This is a genomic window from Spirosoma endbachense, assembly GCF_010233585.1.
Classification (GTDB): Bacteria; Bacteroidota; Bacteroidia; order Cytophagales; family Spirosomataceae; genus Spirosoma; species Spirosoma endbachense.
This window is the reverse complement of the sequence record NZ_CP045997.1, coordinates 3,761,355-3,784,038: the sequence shown is the minus strand read 5'-3', so window position 1 is coordinate 3,784,038 and position 22,684 is coordinate 3,761,355. Positions and strand designations below refer to the sequence as shown.

Annotated in this window: 19 protein-coding genes; 12 read left to right on the top strand and 7 right to left on the bottom strand. The window is 47.8% G+C overall.

All coding sequences use genetic code 11. From position 1 onward, the window contains the following. Positions 1-8 precede the first annotated feature (8 nt). Together GJR95_RS15135 and pfkA are read left to right on the top strand one after the other, a co-directional pair. Positions 9-776 carry a glycosyltransferase family 2 protein gene (locus GJR95_RS15135; protein WP_162386666.1) on the top strand — a complete coding sequence of 256 codons (768 nt, stop codon included), beginning with the start codon at positions 9-11 and terminating at the stop codon, positions 774-776. Positions 777-966: 190 nt separating this feature from the next. Continuing rightward, entirely contained in the window at positions 967-1,941 is a 975-nt protein-coding gene (pfkA, locus tag GJR95_RS15130) for a 6-phosphofructokinase (protein ID WP_162386665.1), read from the top strand. A 139-nt stretch (positions 1,942-2,080) separates the two neighbouring features. Here the strand turns inward: pfkA and GJR95_RS15125 are convergent, their stop codons facing one another. Then, on the bottom strand, positions 2,081-2,860 hold the full coding sequence (locus tag GJR95_RS15125) for a YdcF family protein (protein WP_162386664.1): 780 nt from the start codon (positions 2,858-2,860) through the stop codon (positions 2,081-2,083). Between the two features lie 101 nt (positions 2,861-2,961). On the opposite strand from GJR95_RS15125, the gene GJR95_RS15120 reads away from it, so the two are divergent. Then, a complete protein-coding gene (locus GJR95_RS15120; RefSeq protein ID WP_162386663.1) occupies positions 2,962-4,458 on the top strand; it encodes a thioredoxin-like domain-containing protein in 1,497 nt (498 codons plus the stop codon). Positions 4,459-4,548: 90 nt separating this feature from the next. Here GJR95_RS15120 and GJR95_RS15115 read toward each other — a convergent pair whose 3' ends face one another. Continuing rightward, positions 4,549-5,460 (bottom strand): DUF58 domain-containing protein, encoded by a 912-nt coding sequence (locus GJR95_RS15115; protein ID WP_162386662.1) that lies wholly within the window; start codon positions 5,458-5,460, stop codon positions 4,549-4,551. A 167-nt stretch (positions 5,461-5,627) separates the two neighbouring features. Further along, the gene (locus GJR95_RS15110; RefSeq protein WP_162386661.1) at positions 5,628-6,068 is read right to left on the bottom strand and encodes a septal ring lytic transglycosylase RlpA family protein; all 441 of its coding nucleotides are present in this window, start codon (positions 6,066-6,068) and stop codon (positions 5,628-5,630) included. A 271-nt stretch (positions 6,069-6,339) separates the two neighbouring features. On the opposite strand from GJR95_RS15110, the gene GJR95_RS15105 reads away from it, so the two are divergent. Next, positions 6,340-6,660 carry a DUF3276 family protein gene (locus GJR95_RS15105; RefSeq protein ID WP_162386660.1) on the top strand — a complete coding sequence of 107 codons (321 nt, stop codon included), beginning with the start codon at positions 6,340-6,342 and terminating at the stop codon, positions 6,658-6,660. A 223-nt stretch (positions 6,661-6,883) separates the two neighbouring features. Continuing rightward, positions 6,884-7,984 (top strand): redox-regulated ATPase YchF, encoded by a 1,101-nt coding sequence (gene ychF / locus GJR95_RS15100; protein WP_162386659.1) that lies wholly within the window; start codon positions 6,884-6,886, stop codon positions 7,982-7,984. A 43-nt stretch (positions 7,985-8,027) separates the two neighbouring features. Here ychF and GJR95_RS15095 read toward each other — a convergent pair whose 3' ends face one another. Beyond that, entirely contained in the window at positions 8,028-9,326 is a 1,299-nt protein-coding gene (locus GJR95_RS15095; protein ID WP_162386658.1) for a type IX secretion system plug protein, read from the bottom strand. Between the two features lie 147 nt (positions 9,327-9,473). On the opposite strand from GJR95_RS15095, the gene GJR95_RS15090 reads away from it, so the two are divergent. From GJR95_RS15090 to GJR95_RS15065, 6 genes are all read left to right on the top strand, one after another. Beyond that, entirely contained in the window at positions 9,474-10,418 is a 945-nt protein-coding gene (locus tag GJR95_RS15090) for a bestrophin family protein (protein ID WP_162386657.1), read from the top strand. A 262-nt stretch (positions 10,419-10,680) separates the two neighbouring features. Continuing rightward, positions 10,681-11,082, top strand: coding sequence for a hypothetical protein (locus GJR95_RS15085; protein ID WP_162386656.1), 402 nt, complete (start codon positions 10,681-10,683; stop codon positions 11,080-11,082). Positions 11,083-11,212: 130 nt separating this feature from the next. Next, positions 11,213-14,317 carry a SusC/RagA family TonB-linked outer membrane protein gene (locus GJR95_RS15080; protein ID WP_162386655.1) on the top strand — a complete coding sequence of 1,035 codons (3,105 nt, stop codon included), beginning with the start codon at positions 11,213-11,215 and terminating at the stop codon, positions 14,315-14,317. Positions 14,318-14,339: 22 nt separating this feature from the next. Then, complete coding sequence (locus GJR95_RS15075; RefSeq protein WP_162386654.1) at positions 14,340-15,716, top strand: SusD/RagB family nutrient-binding outer membrane lipoprotein; 1,377 nt, start codon at positions 14,340-14,342, stop codon at positions 15,714-15,716. A gap of 189 nt (positions 15,717-15,905) precedes the next feature. Further along, entirely contained in the window at positions 15,906-16,340 is a 435-nt protein-coding gene (locus GJR95_RS15070) for a nuclear transport factor 2 family protein (RefSeq protein ID WP_162386653.1), read from the top strand. A gap of 264 nt (positions 16,341-16,604) precedes the next feature. Then, positions 16,605-17,336: an OmpA family protein gene (locus GJR95_RS15065; RefSeq protein ID WP_162386652.1), complete on the top strand. Its 732-nt coding sequence runs from the start codon at positions 16,605-16,607 to the stop codon at positions 17,334-17,336. A gap of 120 nt (positions 17,337-17,456) precedes the next feature. Here the strand turns inward: GJR95_RS15065 and GJR95_RS15060 are convergent, their stop codons facing one another. The 3 genes from GJR95_RS15060 to GJR95_RS15050 form a co-directional block, all read right to left on the bottom strand. Beyond that, complete coding sequence (locus GJR95_RS15060; protein WP_162386651.1) at positions 17,457-18,644, bottom strand: phosphoglycerate kinase; 1,188 nt, start codon at positions 18,642-18,644, stop codon at positions 17,457-17,459. Positions 18,645-18,714: 70 nt separating this feature from the next. Further along, complete coding sequence (locus tag GJR95_RS15055) at positions 18,715-19,902, bottom strand: hypothetical protein (RefSeq protein ID WP_162386650.1); 1,188 nt, start codon at positions 19,900-19,902, stop codon at positions 18,715-18,717. Continuing rightward, positions 19,899-20,870, bottom strand: coding sequence for a DUF2157 domain-containing protein (locus GJR95_RS15050; RefSeq protein ID WP_162386649.1), 972 nt, complete (start codon positions 20,868-20,870; stop codon positions 19,899-19,901). The genes GJR95_RS15055 and GJR95_RS15050 overlap by 4 nt, the downstream gene beginning before the upstream one ends. A gap of 97 nt (positions 20,871-20,967) precedes the next feature. Between GJR95_RS15050 and GJR95_RS15045 the strand changes: the two genes are divergently transcribed. Further along, the gene (locus tag GJR95_RS15045) at positions 20,968-22,656 is read left to right on the top strand and encodes a VRR-NUC domain-containing protein (RefSeq protein WP_162386648.1); all 1,689 of its coding nucleotides are present in this window, start codon (positions 20,968-20,970) and stop codon (positions 22,654-22,656) included. Positions 22,657-22,684 lie beyond the last annotated feature (28 nt).

Sequence of the window (22,684 nt, the reverse complement as noted above, 5' to 3'; positions counted from 1 at the left end):
ATTAAAAAATGCCAACCGTTTCCATCATTACCATCACCTACAACGCCGAGCGGTTTCTGGAACGCACGATCCAGAGTATTGTGACGCAGGAGGCAACCGATTATGAATACATTGTGGTTGATGGAGCCTCAAAAGATGGAACACTGCCAATTATTAAGCGTTATGAGCGTTCTATTACCCAATGGGTATCAGAACCCGACAAAGGGCTTTACGACGCCATGAACAAGGGCTTACACCGCGCTACCGGCGAGTATGTATGGTTCATGAATGCAGGCGATGAATTATATGATGCACAAACACTATCTAACCTGTTGGCTCGAATTAGAAACAGTCAGGCAGATGTGTATTACAGCGACGCGCTTTTCGTCCGTGACGATGGTGGCCAGCATTCGGGGGCCGCGGTTGGTCTCAGGAGTGAAGTTACTCCGCATGCATTACCGAAAAAATTAACCTGGCAGGATATGAGCATGGGCATGAAGGTCTGCCATCAGGCCTTTGTTGCCCGGCGATCCATTGCACCAGATTACTCAGTCAATAACCTGAGTGCCGACCTGGACTGGGAAATAAATTGTTTGAAAGCGGCCCAAAAAATAGAATTCCTGCCTTTTGTGTTATGTAAGTATTTAGTAGGTGGCTTATCGGTACAACAACACCGGCAATCACTTCTTGATCGCTTTACAGTACTCGTGTCGCATTTCGGTTTATTACCAACTCTTTTAAACCACGGTCGTATCGTATGGCGCGCTCTGGTTTATAGAGCCAGACAGACCCGATAAGTGTTTCGGGTTTTTTAAATGCTTCTGCTCATTTGCCCTCTATTCTATAGTTTTTATGAAAATTACAGGAATGAAAGGGGAAATTGTCAGAAGCATGCCTTTAGATTGTGAAATGCGGATAAATTTGCGGGGTTTATTACAAGAAAACCCTAAGTTCTTGTCCTTTTCCTGTAAAAAATAGACTTGATCAATGAAACGAATTGCTGTTTTTACCTCGGGTGGTGATGCGCCGGGTATGAACGCCTGTATCCGGGCCGTTGTCCGGGGAGCGGTCTATCACGGTCTCGAAGTATTTGGTATCCGCCGGGGGTACAGCGGGATGATAAATGGTGATATTTTTCAGATGTCCTCCCACTCGGTGAGCAACATTGTTCAACGAGGAGGTACCATCCTGAAATCGGCCCGTAGTAAAGAATTTATGACGCCCGAAGGCCGCACCAAGGCCCACGAGCAACTGCAAAAGTTTGGTATCGAAGGATTAGTCGCAATTGGTGGGAATGGTACATTTACCGGAGCCACCATTTTCTACGACGAATACGGTATTCCAACAGTTGGCGCTCCCGGCACCATCGACAATGACCTCTACGGAACAGACTATACGATCGGTTTCGACACGGCTGTGAATACGGCGCTGGAAGCTATTGATAAAATTCGCGATACGGCCGATTCGCACGACCGCATCTTTTTTATTGAGGTAATGGGCCGAGATTCGGGATACATTGCCATCCAGTCGGGTATTGCGGGCGGGGCCGAACTAGTGATGGTTCCGGAAGTACTGACGCCTATTTCGGAAGTTGTTGAAACACTCAAATCGGGCTGGAGCCGCCAGAAATCATCATCCATCATCGTTATCGCTGAGGGTGAAGAGGAAGGGAACGCTACCGAAATCTCCGAGAAGATTCGCGCGCAGGTACAATCAGACATCGATATGCGCGTAACGACGCTGGGACACATCCAGCGCGGGGGCGTTCCAACCGCCTATGACCGCATTTTGGCTAGTCGTCTGGGTCTTGGCGCCCTGGAGGGCTTAATGAACGGCGAAAAGAACGTTATGGCCGGTATCGTTAATAACGAGCTGGTTTATACGCCCTTCCGCGATACGATCCGTCTGCCGAAGCCCATCAACGAAGACCTGCTTCGCATGGTGAAGATACTGAGCGTTTAAATAAGTTAGGACTTTCGTTGAGAAGCGTGCCACGGTCACTATGAGCCTAAATAATAACCGTGGCACGCTTCTCAACGAAAGCTCTATAAGTAATGGGATAATGGATGATGCTTGAATAACTAAATTATCCATTATCCCATTAGATATAGCCGACTACCCAATACGTAGAATACCCCACTAGTTCTTTCACTAAAAAGTAAGAATCAGAGAAGGCATCTTCATTGGGGAATAGCCATTCGCTAGGCATAAATGAACGTCGACCGCTCATAAAAGCGCCCGGAAAAGGAAGCACTGAAATGCCTTCTTTCCGAAAACAACCGACTGCACGGCGCATATGAAAAGCTGATGTTACCAATACATATTGGCTTTTCGGAAATCGTTCGCGTAATAGTTTCGCCGAAAACACCGCGTTCTCGTGCGTATTTCTCGATTTGTTTTCTAATACAATATCTGCTGAGCGAACGCCCGCCGACACAAGAAATTGAGCCGACAGCTGACCTTCATTACTAACGCTTTTCACCTGAAACGGTAAATCGCCCGAACCACCGCTGATCAGAATTTTCTGGACGGCTCCTTTCTTATACAAATACAATGCCTGCCCAAGCCGATCGGCTTCATGACTCAATAGAAATCGATGATCGGGGGTTTCTATTGAAACGTTGATTATACCGCCTGTAAGCACAACAGCTACTTTCTGGGTTGAATCCAAAGGCACGGTTGCTGGCGAATATTCCCAGCACAATTCCAGTTCATTGATCAGAAAAGCATTACCGAAACAATAGAATACGACGAGCGCAACAACAATCATCCGACGTCGAACGACGGGCTTTTTCGTAACCAATGCCAGCACTAAGGCAGCAAGGAGCCAGCCCGCTGGCGTCAGCAGGTAATAAAGTGTTTTAGAAAAGAAATAAAACATAGACTATTGTTAGCGTGGCAGGCGTTTTGTAGAGGATAAATTCCTGAACTAAATCATGTAAATTTGTCTCTATTCAGCCGCGAAGATACACATCCGCTTGTATGAAAAATCTCCTACTTACCGCTCTGTTTGGCTTGTTTCTCACAACCTGTCTACAGGCGCAATCTACTAACCCTCCGGCTCAATCTGAGGGTTTCAAAATCACGGCCCATATTCAGGGAATAAAGGATACAACCTGCGTACTGGCTCACTACTTCGGTGCTGGTCAGTATATTCCGAAAGATACCGCTCGCGTCGATGGCAACGGCAATATGGTTTTTGAGGGCAAGAAGCACCTTCCGGAAGGGCTTTATATCGCCGTAACGCCCAAAAATCGCTATATCGAATTGTTGATGACGAACGATCAGGAATTTTCGTTCGCGACTGATACGGCCAATGTCATCAAAAATATGAAAGTTACCGGCTCCAAAGAGAACGAACTGTTCTACACCTATCAGCAGGGGCTTGGAAGTTTTTATGACGAAGCAAAAGTTCTGGAAGTAGAGAAGAAACTGCGCAATGATGCTGCTTCGGCTGCCATGGTGAACCAGAAAATGAGCGAGTTGCAGAAAAAGGCGCAGACGTACCGCGAGCAGTTCTTTAAAGAAAATAACAACACGTTTGCCGTTAAACTGATAAAAGCATCGGCCGAACCCGACGTTCCACCAGCTCCCAAACTGGCTAATGGTCGGCCCGATTCAGTATGGGTATTCAATTATTTCAAAAGCCACTTCTGGGATGATTACGATTTTGCCGACGAGCGTTTTGTTCGTACACCCATTCTGCAACGAAAAATTGACCGTTACCTTAAGGAATTAACCGTACAATCGCCTGACTCGCTCATTAAAGAAGCTGACCTCATGGTAGGAAAGGCAAGAGCAGGTAAGAGCAAAGAAATACTATCCTACACCGTCTGGTACATTACCAGTCAGTATGAACAACCCAAAGTAATGGGAACGGACGGCTTATTTGTCCACATGTTTGAGAAGTACTACGCTACGGGGATCATGCCCGTATCCGATTCGTCAACGATCAAGAACATTGGTGATCGCGTCAAGACGCTGAAACCGTTGTTAGTTGGCAAGATTCTTCCGGCACCGGTGGTCAGCGATACACTACGTCGGCCGGTCGCCTTCCAGAACATCAAGTCTGACTACACTGTCGTTTTCTTTTATGATCCACATTGTGGCCATTGCCGTGAGAGCGCGCCGAAACTCCAGAAATTCGTTGATACCTATAAAGGCAAGGGCGTAGAAGTTGTAGCCATTGCCATTGATCAAACTCCGGAAGAATGGAAGAAGTTTATCCGCGAATTCAAACTGGGGAATGCTATCAACGGCTATGATTTTGCGTCACGAACGGACTATCGGCATCAATACGACGTCTGGACAACGCCGACCGTGTATGTGCTCGATAAAAACAAGAAGATTATTGCCCGCAAACTCCCTGTTGAGCAAATCGAAGACTTCGTACTTTTCCACAAACGCCAGCATGCTGCCCAAGGTGCGCAAAAGCCCGCTGTTGCTCCAGCCAATGCAAAGGCAAGCGTAAAAAAATGATAGAGTGATTAATTGATAGAATGATTGAATAGTGTATGCCTGGGCTATTCAATCATTCTATCAATTAATCACTCTATCATTCCCTCCGGGTTATTTCATTTTCGTTCGCTTCACCAGATAAGACGTCAGGATCTGATCAAATCCTTCGGCAATATCGGCCTCGATAAAATCGATTTTGTACTGCCCACAACGCATTTTCAAATCCTGAAAATACGATTTTACCGCCTGCTGGTAGGTTTCGCGAACCTGATTCGGCTGAAGCTTTACTTTCTCGCCTGTTTCGAGGTCAATAAATTCATAGGGACGTTCCTCGAAGGCAAACTCTTCCTCCGTTTTTTTGTCCGTAACGTGAAATAACAGAACCTCATGGAGGTTATGCCGCAGGTGCTGTAAAGCAGAAAACAACGTATCGGCCTTATCGGCATTTTCAAACATATCACTAAAGATTACCACCAGCGACCGTTTATTGATCTTTTCGGCAACCTGATGAATTACGTCAGCCGCCGATGTTTTGCGAAGGGGCTTAGGCTGTAGCATCAATTGATCCAGCTGCGTAAACAATTTATGAACGTGCGAAGGGGTCGATTTTACCGGCGTCTGCAAGTCAATCGTATCGGCAAAGGTAGTCAGGCTGACCGCATCCTTCTGACGCTGAAGCATATACGCCAGACAGGCAGCGGCCATCACACTGAATGTCATCTTGCCATAGTTCGACTCGGGATAGTACATCGACGACGATGTATCGATCAGAAGGTGACAGCGTAGATTCGTTTCTTCTTCGTAGCGTTTAACGAAAAGTTTTTCGGTTTTTCCGTAGACCTTCCAGTCGATATGGCGGGTTGTTTCGCCGGTATTATAAAGTCGATGCTCGGCAAATTCGACAGAAAACCCATGGAAAGGCGATTTATGTAGACCAGTAATAAATCCTTCGACTAGCTGACGGGCCAGAAACTCGACATTACCAAACGAGCGGACCTGCCCCAGATTAAGCGTTTGTTTCATATTTTTTGTCGTTGATTAACTAACGAAGCGATAAACTGCCAGCGTGTCTACAAGCTACAAATGATATGGCGGATAACAAAAAAACCGTTCAACGCCCGCGTCAGGAATTGCACGGATGAGCGTTGAACGGTTCGGCAGCAGAATGCGGACCTCAGGTCCGCATCAGATCACAACACAGGCTCCAGCAACGGCTGGAAAGCATCGGGTGTGTTAAAGGGTGATGAAGGCACTAAGGCTGCTAAAGCTTGTCCTTTGCCAACGACGCGAAGCGATACGTTGGCAACACCTTTAGAAACCATGCCCAGTGCCTGAGCAGCCGCGTGAGTAAGATCGATCACACGACTTCTTGAAAATGGGCCCCGATCATTGATTCGTACAATTACCGAACGGTGGTTATCGAGGTTAGTAACCTCGACTAACGTGTTTAATGGTAGTGAACGGTGGGCACCTTCGAGGGCTAACGCGCTAACGCGCTCGCCATAAGCGGTCTTACGACCATTGAACTTCTTGGAATAAAAAGACGCTTTGCCTTTCTGTATGAGGCTCGGAAGAGCCTCCGCCGATTTTATATTGCTAAAAAACAACATAAGGGACATGATATAACTCATACAGCTTTTGGTTACGTGAAAAAATAAACGAAGGCCAATCAGTTGTATCTTCCGATCTCCTCCGTCCCCAAAAAGTGCAATTCCTATAAAACAAAGATAGCTCAAATGAACCTAACTACCAAGCATTTAGTCAAAAAACTGTAGAATGGGCTCTACAACCTTACCGCTTTTCGGGGCAAAATGACCCCGAAATATATTTACGGCCATTATTTTTGTTCTGCCCTGATTGCCCGTATCTTTAGCCTTTACGATGTACTAAACCTCACTGATTGTGGACGAAAGAGAACGGGAAAAGATCTATTCCAAGCGGGTTCGGGCAGGTAAACGGACGTATTTTTTCGACGTCAAATCGACTCGTGCCAACGATTATTATTTGACGATTACCGAGAGCCGACGACACCCGCAGGGCGATGGGTTTGTGTATGAAAAACATAAGATCTTTCTTTATAAAGAAGACTTTGATAAATTTATCGAAGCCCTTCAGGAAACAGTAGAACACGTTAAAAGTGAGCTCATGCCCGATGTCGATTTTTCGCAGTTTGCGCAACGCGATGAACAGGACGACTTCGCCAGCGAATTGAAGTGGGAATAAATGAATTTTTTATCGACAAACTTTCGTTCATGATTTAACTGTACACGCTTGCTTTTGACCAGTACCAGGCTCATTACCTGATTCATCAGCCTTGGCTCCGCGCCGAAGGCTTTTTTTGTTGTAATTTTGCAAAAACAATGAGTGAATTGTGAATGAGCGAATGAGTGAATAGCCTACGGTGCCTGATTCACTCATTCACTCATTCACTCATTTTTAATTAATTATGGGACTTCAATGTGGTATCGTGGGTTTGCCAAATGTGGGTAAATCAACGCTTTTTAACGCAATTTCGAGTGGGAAGGCCGAAGCCGCCAATTACCCATTCTGTACAATAGAACCAAATGTTGGGGTCGTAACCGTGCCCGACGAACGTTTGGATACGCTCGAAGAACTGGTGAAGCCCCAAAAGGTCGTGCCAACCATCATTGAGTTCGTCGACATTGCCGGCTTGGTTAAAGGAGCCAGTCAGGGTGCCGGGTTAGGCAATAAATTTCTGGCAAACATTCGGGAGGTTGATGCCATCGTTCATGTTATCCGGTGTTTCGAAGACGATAACATCGTTCACGTTGAAGGTAAGGTTAACCCCATATCGGACAAGGAAATTATTGATGCTGAACTTCAGTTGAAAGATCTGGAATCGGTCGATAAAAAAATCCAGCGGATCGATAAGGCAGCTCGGGTGGGTGACGCCAAAGCAAAAACCGAACTGGAGATTCTGAAACTGTATAAAACAGCCCTCGAATCGGGCAAAAGTGCCCGTACAGTGCAGGTGTCGCCCGAAGAGCGCGAAACGGCTATTAGCGACATTTCTCTGCTGACGGTGAAACCGGTGATTTATGTAGCCAATGTAGATGAAGGGTCTCTGCCCAACGGTAATGCGTATTCGGATGCACTGCGGGAAGCGGTTAAAGACGAAGGCGCTGAGGTTATCGTGATCAGTGCAGGAATCGAGTCGCAGATTGCCGAAATGGAAGAACCCGAAGAACGTGAACTGTTTCTCGGCGAATATGGCTTAACGGAATCGGGTTTGAGTAAACTCATCAAAGCGTCTTATCACCTGCTTGGCCTGATTACGTACTTCACTGCGGGCGTTAAGGAGGTTCGTGCCTGGACGATCCATAAAGGCTGGAAGGCACCACAGGCCGCTGGGGTGATCCACTCCGACTTTGAGAAAAAATTTATACGGGCGCAGGTAATGAAACTCCCCGACTTCAAGCAGTTCAAGACCGAGTCAGGTGTTCGCGAAGCGGGTAAATTAGCCGTTGAAGGCAAAGAATACATCGTTCAGGACGGCGATATTATGGAATTCCTCCACAGCGCCTAACAGCACAGGTAGGGCGGACTGTTTTGCCTATCCGCCCTACTTTCTACTTTCGCTTATTTACGCCAACTTTCTGATACGAAACCAGTTGGTCGGCACGGGATGCGGGCGGCCGGTGATAGACAAATACTTCGTAGTCATTTTCGGTCGACGAAAAGCTGCCTTCAATGTAATTCTCATCGACCTTGGGCTGCCCGGTCGTTGTCTGCACAATGTAGTCGTAGTTATAAACGCCCTGCTTAAGCAGAATCGAAGCCCGATAAGCGCCCAGAACCGAATCAAACGACATCCGATTTCGGTCATTTAACTCCCAGAAATTGAACGCGCCATTGACGTATACATTCACGCCCGGCGCTTCGGGTATGCGTAACGTAAAGACCGTCTCAATGTAGTCGGCACCTGTTTGTCCATTGCCCGTTTCGCGGTGATCGATCACAAAAAAACCATTGAAATCATCACTCTGGATATAAGGCCCCCGGCTTCGTGGCTGATCTACCTGGACATACGCAACATTGTGGTCAGCATTCCGATCGATTCGTTCGATATAATTGGCGCGGGACAGTACGGTTCGTGTATCGAAAAATCGAAATTCATTCCCTCCCGGCATCGTATTACTTAAATCGATCAGACGATAGTCAATAACCTGGTCAAAAGCCTGCACATTGGTCGGGCGAAGGCCGCGAATAACCCGGTCATCGCGGTAGTTCTGGCGGATAACTACTTTAAAATCATCCTGCGGAGATATAACCTGATAGCCTTTGTAGTTAATGGCCAGATCGATCTGCTGATCAGAAAACTGCCGGGATGGGTCCGTTGAAAAACGAACACTAGCGGCTATGGCTACCCGGTTTTGATAGGTGCAGAATCGACGCGTCAGAATCGTATTAGTTCGATTCCGTTCATCATAGATCACCAGCAGATAATTGCCGGGCAGTTTCACCCGGGGAATGGTGAAGCGATAGTGATAATACGGAATTTTAGTATTCAGCGATACCTGGTAATCGGTGATTGGATTGTCGTTATATTCGTAGGTAAACTCAATATCATTCAGGACTGACTTTTGCCAGTCGGCATTACAGTGAACAAGGCGGGCACGAAATGACCGGTAATCGGCCGTCAGATCGTCAAATTCCAGTTGTAGGGCAACCTGTTCATCAAGCGAAATAATGGGAGGATTCAAGGCCAGTGACGGATCATTCGGGTTTGCACTTACCTGCGGAAACAGTAATACAGTCTGAACTTTAGGGTCATAAATCCGGTCGATTGTCTGGAGTTGCTGTGCACGTAGCGTCGTGGTCGACACCCAGACAAGCAAAACCGAAAATACCCTCTGGAAAACAGTCATTTAATGAGTTTTTAATAGGACGAACTAGTAATATGAACGATACCATGCCGGAATGATTATGCAAAGATGTCAACCTTAGGCGAATTTAAACGTTGATATTTTTGTCAAAACCTCGTAAGATTGAGGTTTACTCAACCAAATCACTGTATGGTCAACTATAACCCCAAGGATTGGTTTCGGTTCATTATCACCTTCAACCGGGCCGACACCGTGCGTAAACTCCTGCCAGTTTTGATCGGGGTAGGTGTTTACTCGTTCATTATTGTCCATATTCTTGAACTACTCGATTTAAGCGAGAATCCTCATCTTAAGAACCTCTCGCTCATGCATACGTTGCTGAGCTTTGTGATATCGATGCTGTTGGTCTTTCGCACCAATACGGCCTACGATCGCTGGTGGGAGGGGCGGAAATTATGGGGAGGGCTTGTGAATAACTGCCGAAATATGGCACTCAAGCTAGACCAGCTTCTCGATACTGACCAGGTCGAAGCGCGTGAGTTTTTCCGGGCCATGATTCCAAACTTTGCTTTTGCGTTAAAAAATCACCTGCGTCAACACGCCATCGAGAAAGAGTTTACCGAAACCAGGTCATTCAGTATCAACAACCTGCATTTGAGCGAACACGTGCCTCAGCAACTCGCGCTATCAATTTTTGGAAAGCTTCATGAGCTACAACGACAAGGTGTTTTGCTACCCGAGCACCTGATCATCCTCAATCCGGAAATACAGTCTCTGATGGATACGTGCGGAGCCTGCGAGCGGATCAAAAACACCCCGATTCCGTTTTCCTACAGTTCATTTATCAAGAAGTTTATTTTCACGTATTGCCTCACATTGCCACTGGGTTATGTGTCAAACCTGCACTACCTTGTTGTTCCACTGGTCGTATTTGTCTTTTACGTACTCGCCAGCCTTGAAATCATTGCCGAAGAAATTGAAAACCCGTTCGGTACTGATGATAATGATCTGCCACTCGACACAATCTGCAAGAACATCCACAAAACGGTAACCCAGTCTTTTGACCATACGGCACTGCTGGCCCAAACCGCTCAAATCAGCGAAAAACAAAAGGGATTTTCGTATGAAAAATAGTAGCTGCCCGGCATAGTATTTCAATACCTTCAGTACGCTCCAAAGCCATACACTGGCAGGTTACCGCCTGTCGTTTATTTTCAATAGTCTTCAGTAAGAGTTTGGATGGTTATTGCGCCATTCATACTGTTTTTTTTGCCAATCATGGATCGATACAACCTTTTGGCCAAATAACACAACAATCGGTAGTATACGTTAGTCTTTAGGCCATCGGGCGGGGTAACTCGACTGAAAAATCATCTACAAACGTCATACTACTGCCATGAGGACATTTACTATTTCCTTATTAGTTGCTTTGGTCGTTCGTTTTTCAGCAGTTGCTTCACCCATTCCACAGGCAAAGCAACGCTCTCGCCCGACCGAATTAGCGCATTACAAAGTGGGCGCCTATGTGTCGATGGACCAAACAAAGTTGCGTGTTAATGTAGACAAACAACTGGGCGGTCAGGTCAGTGTGCAGCTCAATGACCTCAAAGGTAATTTACTGTTTGAGCGACTAATGAACCAAACGGATACAACGATGCGGCTCAATATCGATCTGACCGAGTTAGCCGATGGCGATTACCAGCTTAAAGTGTCCAATGGTCTCGAAATTATTGTTCGGGACTTAACGATTTCTACTCCAAAATCGATTCCGGCGGCCCGCACTCTAACGCCATTGTAGCCTTCTCTACCAGCCCGTTAACGGGTATAACCAGCTTTAATTCTACCGTTCATACACTTTCCCGCTGCTATCCAGTGGGCTCTATCCACATATAGTATTGTAACTATTATTCTAAAACAACAACTTACCCATGAAAAAACTTTTCTTATTACTCGTGCTGCTTGGCTCGACAGGCTTTGCATATGCACAGGAACGAAGCGTGACGGGGAAAATCACTACAGCGGAAGATGGGAAGGCTCTGCCCGGTGCCAACATCCAGATAAAAGGAACGACTCGGGGGACAAACTCGGATGCCGATGGAAACTACCGCATCAACGTATCTGACGATGCGACACTTATTTTCAGTTTCATCGGCGTCGAATCACAGGAAATACCGGTCGGTTCACAATCAACGATCAATGTATCCCTGAAAGCCGATACCAAACAATTACAGGAAGTAGTCGTAACGGCCCTTGGTGCACAACGCGAGAAACGAACATTAGGCTACTCGGTTTCCAATTTACAGGGCGATGCCCTTACCCGATCGGGAGAAGCCAATGTAATTCAGGGCCTTGCGGCTAAAACAGCGGGCGTTCTGGTTACAAGCTCCGCTGGTACACCGGGGGCGTCCAGTAAGATTGTCTTGCGCGGCCCGTCAACGTTTACGGGAGAACAACAGCCGTTGATTGTTGTCGATGGGGTTCCAATCAATAACGAAACGGTCACTTCATCGCCCCCTGATTATCCATTTAACGCCAATTTGCAGGGTGTCAATAACTCGAACCGGGCTCTGGACCTCAACCCCGACGATATTGCTTCCGTTACGATCCTGAAAGGACCAGCGGCTTCGGCACTTTATGGGGCCAGAGCGGGTAATGGGGCCATTATTTACACAACCAAAAAAGGGCGTAATCAACGCGGTATCGGGGTAACAGTCAGCTATCGTCTGGAGCTTTCTCAGGTTAATAAACTACCCAAACTGCAATCTGACTATGCTCAGGGGGCGGGCGGAGTGTACCAAACGGCCGACGCCGGACCAGACCAGCGCCTGGGTACTGACGACGATGTGGCCGCCGGTACGCCCAATAGCTGGGGCCCGAAAATTTCGGGTGATCCTACCTTGCAGGCCTATGACAATCCGGGAAATTTCTTCAAGACGGCCGTGTCGCACACAACAAACGTTGCGCTGGCCGGTGGCAACGACAAGGCCAATTTCCGCATCTCGTTCGGTAATCTGATTCAGAACGGTATCGTGCCGAATACAGACTATAAGCGGAACACGATCCGGTTAACGGCGGACGCCAATATGACTGATAACCTGAAGATTGGCGGCACCGTTAGTTACATTAAATCGGGGGGTGTCAAAGCGCAGAATGGTAGTAATGTTGCCGGGGTAATGCTAAGCCTGATGCGGGCACCTGCCTCTTATGACCTGCGGAATTATCAGTACGGCAATGGCTATAACCGCAACTATTATGCGTTTTATGACAATCCGTTTTATAGCGTTTACAACAATCCGTTTACGGACGATATTAACCGGGTGCTGGGCAACGTTTACCTGAACTACCATCGGTCATCGCATCTGGATCTGACCTATAAAATAGGGGTCGATGCGTATTCGGATGCCCGGCGGCAGGTCTATTCGATCAGTTCCAATGGCGATGACAATCAGCAAACGTATGGGCAGGTAAACTACGATAACATCACCAGCCGCGATGTGTATGCCGATTTACTGCTCCGTGGCGAACACCGGTTCAGTGAAAAATTTGGTGTAAATTATACAGTTGGCCATAACATAACGTCATTTAATTTTACCGATAACTTCTCCCGCGGTCGTAACCTCTCGATTCCGAACTTCTACAACCTGGGAAACGCGGCTGAGTTGTACGCATCCAATACGGGCACCCGCCGGTTGACAACGGCTGTTTTTGGCCAGGCCGATTTCGACTACGCCAATCAGTTGTACCTTTCCCTAACGGGCCGAAACGAATGGTCGTCAACATTTGACCGGACGCAGAAGAATAATTTCTTCTATCCCTCGGCTTCGCTATCGTGGGTATTCACGGAGTCGGTGCTGAAAAATACGCCCATATCGTTCGGGAAACTACGATTGGCTTATGCCGAATCCGGTATTCCTCCGGTTCCCTACCGAACTAAAACCTACTTCGGAAAGCCGTCTTTTACGGATGGCTTCACCAATGGTCTGATTTTCCCGTATGGCGGAGTGAACGGGTTTGCTTATTACAACCAGATTGTCGGTACGCCTAACCTTCGGCCAGAACGCGTCAAGGGACTTGAAGCCGGTTTGAACGTCAAATTTCTCCAGAACAAAATCGATCTGGACGTGACGGTTTATAGTCAGACAACGGTCGATATTCTGCTGCAACGTCCAACGGCTCCGGCATCGGGTTTCACCGCCAGTTACACCAACTCGGGCCAATTACGGAACCGGGGAGTTGAGGTCATGCTGGGCATCAATGCCATCAAAACACCGTCCTTTTCCTGGGATGTAAACCTGAACTGGTCCATGAACCGTAGTAAAGTACTAAGGCTAACGGAAGGTGTAACCGAGCTTAGTCTTGAGTCGGCCTTTAACGGTATCGGCGGTTACGCCATTGTCGGCCAGCCGCTGGGCGTGCTATATGGAACGAAGTGGCAACGCAATGACCAGGGGCAACTGATCATCGGAACAAACGGTTTGCCAACCTTGCAGGGCGCCCAGCAAAACATCGGCAATCCATATCCGCAATGGCTTGGCAACCTTCGTAATAGCTTCACATTCAAAGGTATTACGTTAACGGCGTTGCTTGACGTTCGCCGGGGTGGGTCGATCTGGAACGGCACCTATGCCCGTCTGCAACGGATCGGTCGCACGCAGGAATCTGCCGATCGCGAACATACTTATGTCATTCCGGGCGTCATGGCCGACGGAACGGCGAATACAAAGGCCATTTCGGCACTTGACTATTTTGGTCGCTATCTGGGCGATAACGGTGGGGCTGCCGAACAGTTCGTAGAAAACGTCAACTGGTTCCGTCTACGCGAAGTTGGGCTGAGCTATCGGATCAAGCTGAAAAAATACGTCGATTATGTAGACATATCCTTGACGGGCCGAAATCTATACCTCAACACAAACTACAAAGGGGTCGATCCGGAAACGAGCCTGACCGGTGCAGGATCAAACCTGCAAGGGTTTGATTATTTCAATAACCCTGGCACACGTTCATACATCTTCGGCATCAATTTCGGCTTCTAATCACCCTAAAGACAGACAAAACATGAAAAAGATATTTCTTGGGGTTCTGGTGTTGATCGTAGCTACCAGCTCCTGCACAAACCAGTTTGATGAATACGGCGTTAATCCAAATTCGCCGGAAACCGCATCCGCAGCGTTGCTGTTATCGGGCGCTGAAGTGTCGACATTTGCAACTTATGGCGGTCAGCTTGGGCGAATTAGCAGCGTATTGGCCCAGCAGGCAGCCGGGAACCAGTTTCAGTATCAGACCTTTGGGCAGTATGTCATCACCGAAGCAGACATCACCAATGAATGGGCAACGATTTATAATGGTACGCTCATTAACACCAGAACCCTGCTCGATAAATATGGTACCGGGAACCCGTATTATTCGGGGATGACGAAGGTGCTGATGGCCCTGAGTTTCGGTGTTGCAACGGATTTCTGGGGTGACGTTCCATTTAATGAAGCAGCTACAGGTTTGCAGGGAAATTTCCAGCCAAAATACGATAAACAGGAAGATGTCATCAAAGGCATTCAGACCTTATTGGATGGAGCTATTACGGACCTGAGCCAGCCTCAAAAGGCGAACCAGTTTCTGCCCGGCACGGATGACATTATCTTCAAGGGGGATGTAAAAGCCTGGATCAATGTCGCTTACATCATCAAAGCCCGGTATGCAAACCGGCTGAGTCAACTCGACCCAACGGGTAGCGCCACGCAGGTAATGGCATCGCTGAGCAAAGTGTCGGCTGATCAACCCGATATGAACGCCGTTTTTTACGACATTGCCGGTAGCTTCAATCAATGGTACGATTTTCTGTCGAACCGCGCGGGTTACATCAAAATGGGTAAGTTTTTTGTCGATTATTTGAAAACGAATACCGATCCGCGATTACCGTATCTGGTGGCCAAAGATGAGAACAATGGCTATTCGGGGCTGGCCCCCGAAGAATCGGACAACACGGCGGCCTCTGATCCAGGGCCCGCAATTGCATCGGCAGATTCACCTACGCCCATCGCGACCTACGCCGAAGCGAAATTCATGGAGGCCGAAGCGCAACTGCGCTTAGGAAAAGCGGCCGAAGCAGCAGTGGCTTATAACACAGCTGTTACGGCATCGGTCAAACGGATCACAGGATCAGATATTTCGGCCGATTTCAAGCAAAAAATAGCCAGTGAAACGGCCAGTACGATCTCCCAGCAAAAAATCATCAACCAGAAGTATGTGGCCTTGTTCACATCGCCGGAAGGCTATAACGACTGGCGCCGAACTGGATTTCCGCAACTGAAAGCGAATCAGGATTCGCAGAAAAAGGCAATTCCTTTGCGTTTACCAACATCGCAGGATGAACGCAACTACAATTTGAATGCAACGGTTGTCGATGATATTTATCAGCCTGTCTGGTGGGATAAATAAGCATCAATTTGGCCATTGGTTCGTTCCGGTTGGGTAGGAGGGAGCGTTAAAGGAAAACGTATCCACTAGCCAACCGGAACGAACCAATAGCGTTCAACGTAAGTAAACAATAAAGGCGAACTGACTTTTAGCGCTGAAACCTTCCGATTTCCAATCCGTCGGGGTTCATACATTTAAAACGCAAGAAAGATGTACGCTAAAAAATTGTTGTTTTTGCTCGTTGCTCTGTGCACGATGATCTCCGTTGAAAGCATCGCCCAAAATCAGGATCAGGCAGTGGCTCAGGCCGTTGAAAAGCTTCGTAAGCTGATGATTGATCCCGACAAAGCAGGTTTGGACGCTATTGCCGCAACCCAGCTCAGCTATGGGCACTCGAATGGAAAAATTGAAGATAAGGCTGCCTTTATGGAAGCGCTCATCAGCGGTGCATCTGATTTTAAAACAATTGAACTGGCCGATCAGACAATTTCGGTTACGGAGAATACCGCTCTGGTGCGCCATAAACTATCTGGCGAAACCAATAACCAGGGACAGGCCGGGCAAGTTAAGCTGGCCGTGCTGTTAGTATGGGTCAAACAGAAAGGTGATTGGAAATTACTGGCCCGGCAAGCCGTAAAAATTTAGTAACTACGATCAGATAGTTCAGAAGCAACCTGAAAGGCTCACAATGAGTCTGCTCATACCATTCAGGTGTCGATATTTCGATCCATTAGGCACCTGACATACCAATGTCCCCGGTCTTCCTGAAACGGCAGGCAGGGGACATTGAGCTATTATGAGCGCATGATGCGCCTGATTTACAGACGCACACGAAGTAAAGAAACCAATGCGCTTTAAAACGGCACTTATTTTGCAGTAGGGTTAGTCTGGTTTATAAATCACACGACCATGCGCGCCCTGCTCATTCTATTCGTCCATCTGGCAATTGCTACAGTTGGTTACAGTCAGCAGCAAAAAACACCCGTTAAACAGCAAAAGACGTTGTTTACAATTAATGCTATAGACGGAAAGACGTCGGAAGAGCTTCCGGCCAGATTCACGATACACGCAAAACGGGCGAAACGGAAATTTGATGGGCAAAGTCAGCTCGGTCATCCGTATGCATTTGTCCTGACTGGCAGCGATACGTTGACCGTAATCACAAAAACACCCGGCTATTATGAATCGGAAGAGGTAATGGTTATCTCATGCGATACCTGCCCCAATTATGGCTATGCTGTCCGACTTGACAAGGAAGATCCCAAAGCCGATAGCATATTCAGGGATTTACAGGTTAATCAGGCTTTTCGGCTCGATAATGTTTATTTTGATCAGGGTAGTTATGTACCGAAGTCAGAGTCGTATCCACAGTTGAACAAACTGGTAAAAACGCTTATCACTACCCCCAAGCTCGTCATTGAAATTGCGGGACATACCGACAATGGTGGCGACCGACGCTTAAACGTCTTACTTTCCGAGAACCGGGCGAAAGTTATTCGAAGTTATCTGGCCAGAAAGGGCATTGCCGAAAGCCGCCTGCGAGCCAATGGATATGGCGATACACGACCGGCCGCACCGAACGATTCGGAAGAAAACAAACGACAGAATCGGCGGGTGGAGTTTGTCGTTTTAGCCCTGTAAACCGCACAATGACTGGTAGTCATAGGCTCATCAGTCAAAAAAAATCCACCGATCGTGTCGGTTGGAAACGATCGGTGGGCTCCAGGATATAGCAAACGTTTTTGGCTAGGTTGCCTGAGTCTACTCCAGCGCGGCTACTCCCGGCAGCACTTTACCTTCCATATATTCCAGAAGCGCACCGCCACCAGTCGATACGTAGCTAACCCGGTCGCCGTAGCCAGCCTGATTAACCGCAGAAGCTGAATCACCACCACCGATGAGTGAGAACGCACCGTTTTCTTCAGTCGCTTTCACAACGGCTTTGGCGATGGCATCGGTGCCAATGGCGAAATTTGGAAATTCGAACACGCCCATCGGGCCGTTCCAGAGAATGGTTTTCGAGTTTAGAACAACGTCCGTAAATAACTTAACGCTCTCAGGGCCAATGTCCAATCCTTCCCATCCATCGGGAATAAAGCCAGTAGCTACCGTTTGGCGGTTCGCATCGTTTGAAAAACTATCTGCGCAAACATTGTCGACCGGCATATAAATCTTTACACCCTTTTCTTCTGCTTTTTTGAGCAATTCAAGCGCCAACTCCTGCTTATCGGCTTCGAGCAGCGATTTGCCGATCTGACCACCCTGCGCTTTGGTGAAGGTGTAGGTCATACCCCCGCCAATGATGAGATTATCGACATTGTCGAGGAGTTTTTCGATAATCAGGATTTTATCAGAAATCTTGGCTCCGCCCATAATTGCCGTGAAAGGCCGTTCGGCTTCATCCAGAATCTTTTTGGCATTATCCAGCTCCGCCTTCATCACATAACCGGCTATGCGATCTTCGAAAAACTGGCCCATAACCGCCGTACTGGCGTGAGCGCGGTGAGCGGTTCCGAAGGCATCGTTCACCCAGACATCGCCGAGTTTCGACAGTTTTTCGGCGAACGCAACATCACCTTTTTCTTCCTCCTTATAAAAACGCAGGTTTTCGAGCAGAAGAATTTCGCCGGGTCGAAGGCTGGCCGCCAGATCGGTAGCTGACTGACCAATGCAATCATCAGCAAATTTTACATCGCGACCGAACGCTTCTTTCAGCGCTGGCAACAAATGTTTGAGTGAATATTTTTCTTCAGGGCCACCCTTCGGCCGACCAAGGTGCGACATCAGGATAGCGGACCCACCGTCATTCACAATTTTCAGGACAGTTGGTATCGTCGCTTTGATGCGAGTATCGTCAGTGATGTTGAACTCTTTATCGAGCGGAACGTTGAAGTCTACCCGAACGAGGGCTTTCTTACCAGCGAAGTTATAAGAATCTACGGTTTTCATGCGACTGCGTATGGTCGTTGGTTTGCGGGGCCAAACTTAGCGGTTTTTCGGCAGAAGCAGGCAGGATATATCAATACTTCCCCTCGCTTCCTGCTCCGCCAAACGATCCTCCCCCAAATCGAACCTCATCATTTGTGTTGTGATGCGTATTGGCCGTGGCCTGAATCGCCGTTAGAGCCTCCGTATTGACAAAAAATTCGTCCGGTGAATCATCGTCCGGCACATCGGTAAACCCATTTTTAGGTTCACGGAAGAAACGGATACCAAGCACCGCAAGCCCGATCAGGGTGAGTCCGCCAATTGTTAGGGCCATATTGAGCGGAACAAGCGCAAAATACTCATGAAACGTCATGACGCCTGCAATCAGGCCCAATACACCAAGAATTAGCAGCATTCGATCTTTCTTCTGCAGGCCCTGCCACAAATACGTGATCGGAATGGCAAAGGTTAGCGCCCAGAACAGGAAAGGCAGGTCGATTTCCGGCGCATGGGTTGGGCTAGGTTTCAGGAGAAGACCGTTTAATTCACGCACCACGAAATAATTTCCACTGGCCGCTAAAACAAGTAGCGTAATCCATTGAACCAGATTCTGAGGGTCGGCATAGTAGGCGTCGCGAATGGGCGACTTCGACCAGAGCAGGTTTGGGTTTCGGGCCAGAAAATACAATAGCCCCGATACGGCCATCATCACAAAAGGCAGGGCTCCTCTTCCCCAACTAAATGGCAACAGGCCGTCGAAGACAAAGGTGTAGAAGGTAGCCAGTGTAAAGAATGCAATCAGTGTGTCGCCATAGTACCACAACACAGTTAGCAGCAGGGGTAAGGTCAGCAAACAATGCGCTGAGATGGATAAGCCATTTGGCAGCAACTGGTTAAACCCAAATGCCAGAAATCCGGCTAACGTAACCACAAAGGCGTTATCGATTCCATTTCGATAGAGGGAACGCTTATTGATGAGTTGATGCCCGACAATGCCCACTACGATGCCGAAAGCGATATTAAACACACCATAAACGGTCTGATTGTTCAGCAACATCGAGAAAAAACTGGCGGGCAATAAATAACTACCTAAAATGGCGACGGTTGTAAATAAGAACAGTCCGATTTCGATAAAAGCATTTGTCTGGCGGAAATCGACGGGATAGGCCTTTCGAACCGCGGCTATCTGTTTATCAGACAACATGCGTTTGCGATACCAGCGTTCGGCCTGATCGATTATGGTGCGGTTATAAATCCACGCTTCGTTATAGGCTTTCATGCGTTACTTCGTTTAGGAATCTGACTCATCAGGTAGGCTACCAGCGCAATGCCTGTCAGAATGAAATACCAGTAATACAAACCATCATCCCAGTTTTGGGGACTGATATAATGGAAGAATAAATACGTGACGCCAATGTAGCCGTATACCGCGCTCATGAGCAGAAACACAAACGACTTGGTACGCCTGGCGTATTGATCGAGGATGATACAGGCCCCCGCGAGACCCAACGCAAACCAAAGGTGTAACTCCTCGAAATTGAATAACCCACCTAATAGGGCAATCAGCAGCAAATTACCCGCAATGGTCAGATAGGTATAGGCAAAATGAGGTTTGATACGCTGGCGCTCTAAACCAAATGACACCCCGATGAGTACAAGCGCCAGAGCAATCGCCGAAAAGACAGTTTCGCGATCAAAAAAGTTAGTTTTGAAATACAGCTCAAGGGGGCGTACTGTAACGCCCACCCACGAAATAAGCGCGGCAAGAGCCATGCTTAACACTCCCCGATGGTCGAAGCGATAGGCCAGCGGCAAAAACAGCAGGGCCGGAAGCAGTGTGACCAGGCCATAACGCGTACCGAAAATGGTATATTGATACTGCGCATACCCTTCGAGTGTCAGAAACAACAGGCAGGCCAGCAGAAGCGCATAATCGCCGTAGGGCGAACGGTTCTTTGCCTGAGCCACTGTCCATTCGGGCCGGAATCGCCAGGCAAACAGAAAACAGGCTGTGCAGGCAATTGCCATAGCTGTGAGCAGGGCACCATGCCCTATCTGGTCGAAGTTGTCATAGACGAGCAGGCCAAGGCCCGAGCTTAGCAGCAAAATGCCAACATAAAGCAATGAACGCAATTCCCAGTGCAATGAGAATGGTCGTTTCTGCTCATAATCACTGATTTTATCTTGCTGCCCGGTTAGCAAAATACCTTGTTTCTCTAACTCGTTAAGAACGTCAGCTGGGGACATAAATGACTGTTTTTTTGTTCTTATAATACGGGTGAAAACCCACGGTATTGACTAATTATTGCGGGTTTCCACGGAAACGTGCATCACCATAAGACAGATGGTTGGACGCCAGAAAGTTATTCTTACGCCCCGGTATTACCTCGACAATTTCCGCTACGTGCTGGATTTTGTCAAACGCCTGTATGGCAGCTTATTAAACGAGGCCGAGTGGGATTTCGTACGGCGGTTCGACGCCTTAAGTATCGATGCCCAGTGCCTTTATGTCCGATTCAGCAACCGCAAAGGACTCTTTTTTCGTATTAACAAGCTACAGTATAACGAAATAAATGACCTACCGGCGGCTGTTGGTGAATTAATAACCGCTGGATTTATCGAACGACTGGCGGCTCATCATAGCAATAGGGGTGAGGCTGTACTGGATGTTTTTACTAAACCCGAGCTGCTTGAACTTCTACCACTGGAGCCGGAAGAAATTAAGCCACTGGGTAAAGAAAAGAAAGATGGCGTTGTGCGATATGCCCTGCGCGAGCTCGATTTTGGCGAAATTGTCGGTGGCCTGACTACGCACGAAACGGTCGTTAAGATGAACTTTGAGGCCGAAGGTATGATGGTTAAATACCTGTTTTTTGGCAACAGGAGTGGCAATATGACCGAGTTTGTGGTGCGTGATCTGGGTATGGTCAATTTTGAACGATATGATGAAAGTAAGCTAACGGCTCGTTTTCGAACGCGTAAAGAAGTTGAGGATAAGTTACTGATTTCACTGACCTACGAAGAGTTTTACGAGCTTAAACAGTCCGAAACGCCCGCAGAAGATATTTATAACTGGTTTCTGAATTGGAATGAAACCCGGCCTGAACTAACCAAAATAGCTGTTCCTGGCTATCAGAAGCTCATTGTTCGCGTGGGCGGTTATCTGGAACGGCAGAAATTGCCGGAACAGGCACTCGCCGTTTATGAACTCTCCGACCACGTACCGGCTCGGGAACGACGAGTACGGTTGTTATTCAAAAATGGCTCCATTGATGAAGCTTTGGCCCTCTGCGACGAAATTGCCGTCAGTCCGCTGAATGCAGAAGAACGCTACTTTGCCACTGACTTCCGCAATAAAATTCTGGGTGTCGGCGAAAAGAAACGTACGCGTAAAGCAACAACCCGTTTCTTGTCCGATGCCGAAAGTGTGAATATTCCGGCCGCCTACCGGCATCATGTCGAAGCGGGGGTGATGAATGATTATCTGGAACAGGGCTACGACGCGGCTTTTACCGAAAATTATCCCTGGCGCGGACTGTTCGGACTTGTCTTCTGGGACATCATTTACGATGCCAATGTGCAGGCTATTCACCACCCGCTGCAACGGGCTCCGTCCGATTTTTATCTTCCTGACTTTTACCTCAAGCGGGAGGATCTGCTAAAAAAACGACTCTGGGAACTCGAAACAAAAGACGATTGGCGACGGCATACGGGCCGAATGTTCAACGCTAAATATGGCATTACCAATGTATTGGTTGATTGGTCCGATGAACTCATGACGCTGGTAAAACGGATGATCGATTTGCTCGATGTTGACCAGCTCAGACTGATTTTACTTGAGATGGCCCGTAACGTTCGTGAACATACGCGCGGTTTTCCGGACCTACTGGTCTGGAATGAACAGGGGCAATATGATTTCGTTGAAGTAAAATCGCCCACTGACCATCTGGGTCCACAACAGCTTCACTGGCTGGAATTTTTTCAGACTATCGGTGTGCACGGCAAAGTGGTGCGTGTCATTTGGGAACTGTAGAGCCGATACGTATGGAAGCTAAAAATAT

Excerpts from the sequence above, each read along its gene's own strand:
- GJR95_RS15135 (WP_162386666.1), top strand. The coding sequence starts at position 9 with ATGCCAACCGTTTCCATCATTACCATCACCTACAACGCCGAGCGGTTT.
- pfkA (WP_162386665.1), top strand. The coding sequence starts at position 967 with ATGAAACGAATTGCTGTTTTTACCTCGGGTGGTGATGCGCCGGGTATG.
- GJR95_RS15125 (WP_162386664.1), bottom strand. The coding sequence starts at position 2,860 with ATGTTTTATTTCTTTTCTAAAACACTTTATTACCTGCTGACGCCAGCG.
- GJR95_RS15120 (WP_162386663.1), top strand. The coding sequence starts at position 2,962 with ATGAAAAATCTCCTACTTACCGCTCTGTTTGGCTTGTTTCTCACAACC.
- GJR95_RS15115 (WP_162386662.1), bottom strand. The coding sequence starts at position 5,460 with ATGAAACAAACGCTTAATCTGGGGCAGGTCCGCTCGTTTGGTAATGTC.
- GJR95_RS15110 (WP_162386661.1), bottom strand. The coding sequence starts at position 6,068 with ATGAGTTATATCATGTCCCTTATGTTGTTTTTTAGCAATATAAAATCG.
- ychF (WP_162386659.1), top strand. The coding sequence starts at position 6,884 with ATGGGACTTCAATGTGGTATCGTGGGTTTGCCAAATGTGGGTAAATCA.
- GJR95_RS15095 (WP_162386658.1), bottom strand. The coding sequence starts at position 9,326 with ATGACTGTTTTCCAGAGGGTATTTTCGGTTTTGCTTGTCTGGGTGTCG.
- GJR95_RS15090 (WP_162386657.1), top strand. The coding sequence starts at position 9,474 with ATGGTCAACTATAACCCCAAGGATTGGTTTCGGTTCATTATCACCTTC.
- GJR95_RS15085 (WP_162386656.1), top strand. The coding sequence starts at position 10,681 with ATGAGGACATTTACTATTTCCTTATTAGTTGCTTTGGTCGTTCGTTTT.
- GJR95_RS15080 (WP_162386655.1), top strand. The coding sequence starts at position 11,213 with ATGAAAAAACTTTTCTTATTACTCGTGCTGCTTGGCTCGACAGGCTTT.
- GJR95_RS15075 (WP_162386654.1), top strand. The coding sequence starts at position 14,340 with ATGAAAAAGATATTTCTTGGGGTTCTGGTGTTGATCGTAGCTACCAGC.
- GJR95_RS15070 (WP_162386653.1), top strand. The coding sequence starts at position 15,906 with ATGTACGCTAAAAAATTGTTGTTTTTGCTCGTTGCTCTGTGCACGATG.
- GJR95_RS15065 (WP_162386652.1), top strand. The coding sequence starts at position 16,605 with ATGCGCGCCCTGCTCATTCTATTCGTCCATCTGGCAATTGCTACAGTT.
- GJR95_RS15060 (WP_162386651.1), bottom strand. The coding sequence starts at position 18,644 with ATGAAAACCGTAGATTCTTATAACTTCGCTGGTAAGAAAGCCCTCGTT.
- GJR95_RS15055 (WP_162386650.1), bottom strand. The coding sequence starts at position 19,902 with ATGAAAGCCTATAACGAAGCGTGGATTTATAACCGCACCATAATCGAT.
- GJR95_RS15050 (WP_162386649.1), bottom strand. The coding sequence starts at position 20,870 with ATGTCCCCAGCTGACGTTCTTAACGAGTTAGAGAAACAAGGTATTTTG.
- GJR95_RS15045 (WP_162386648.1), top strand. The coding sequence starts at position 20,968 with ATGGTTGGACGCCAGAAAGTTATTCTTACGCCCCGGTATTACCTCGAC.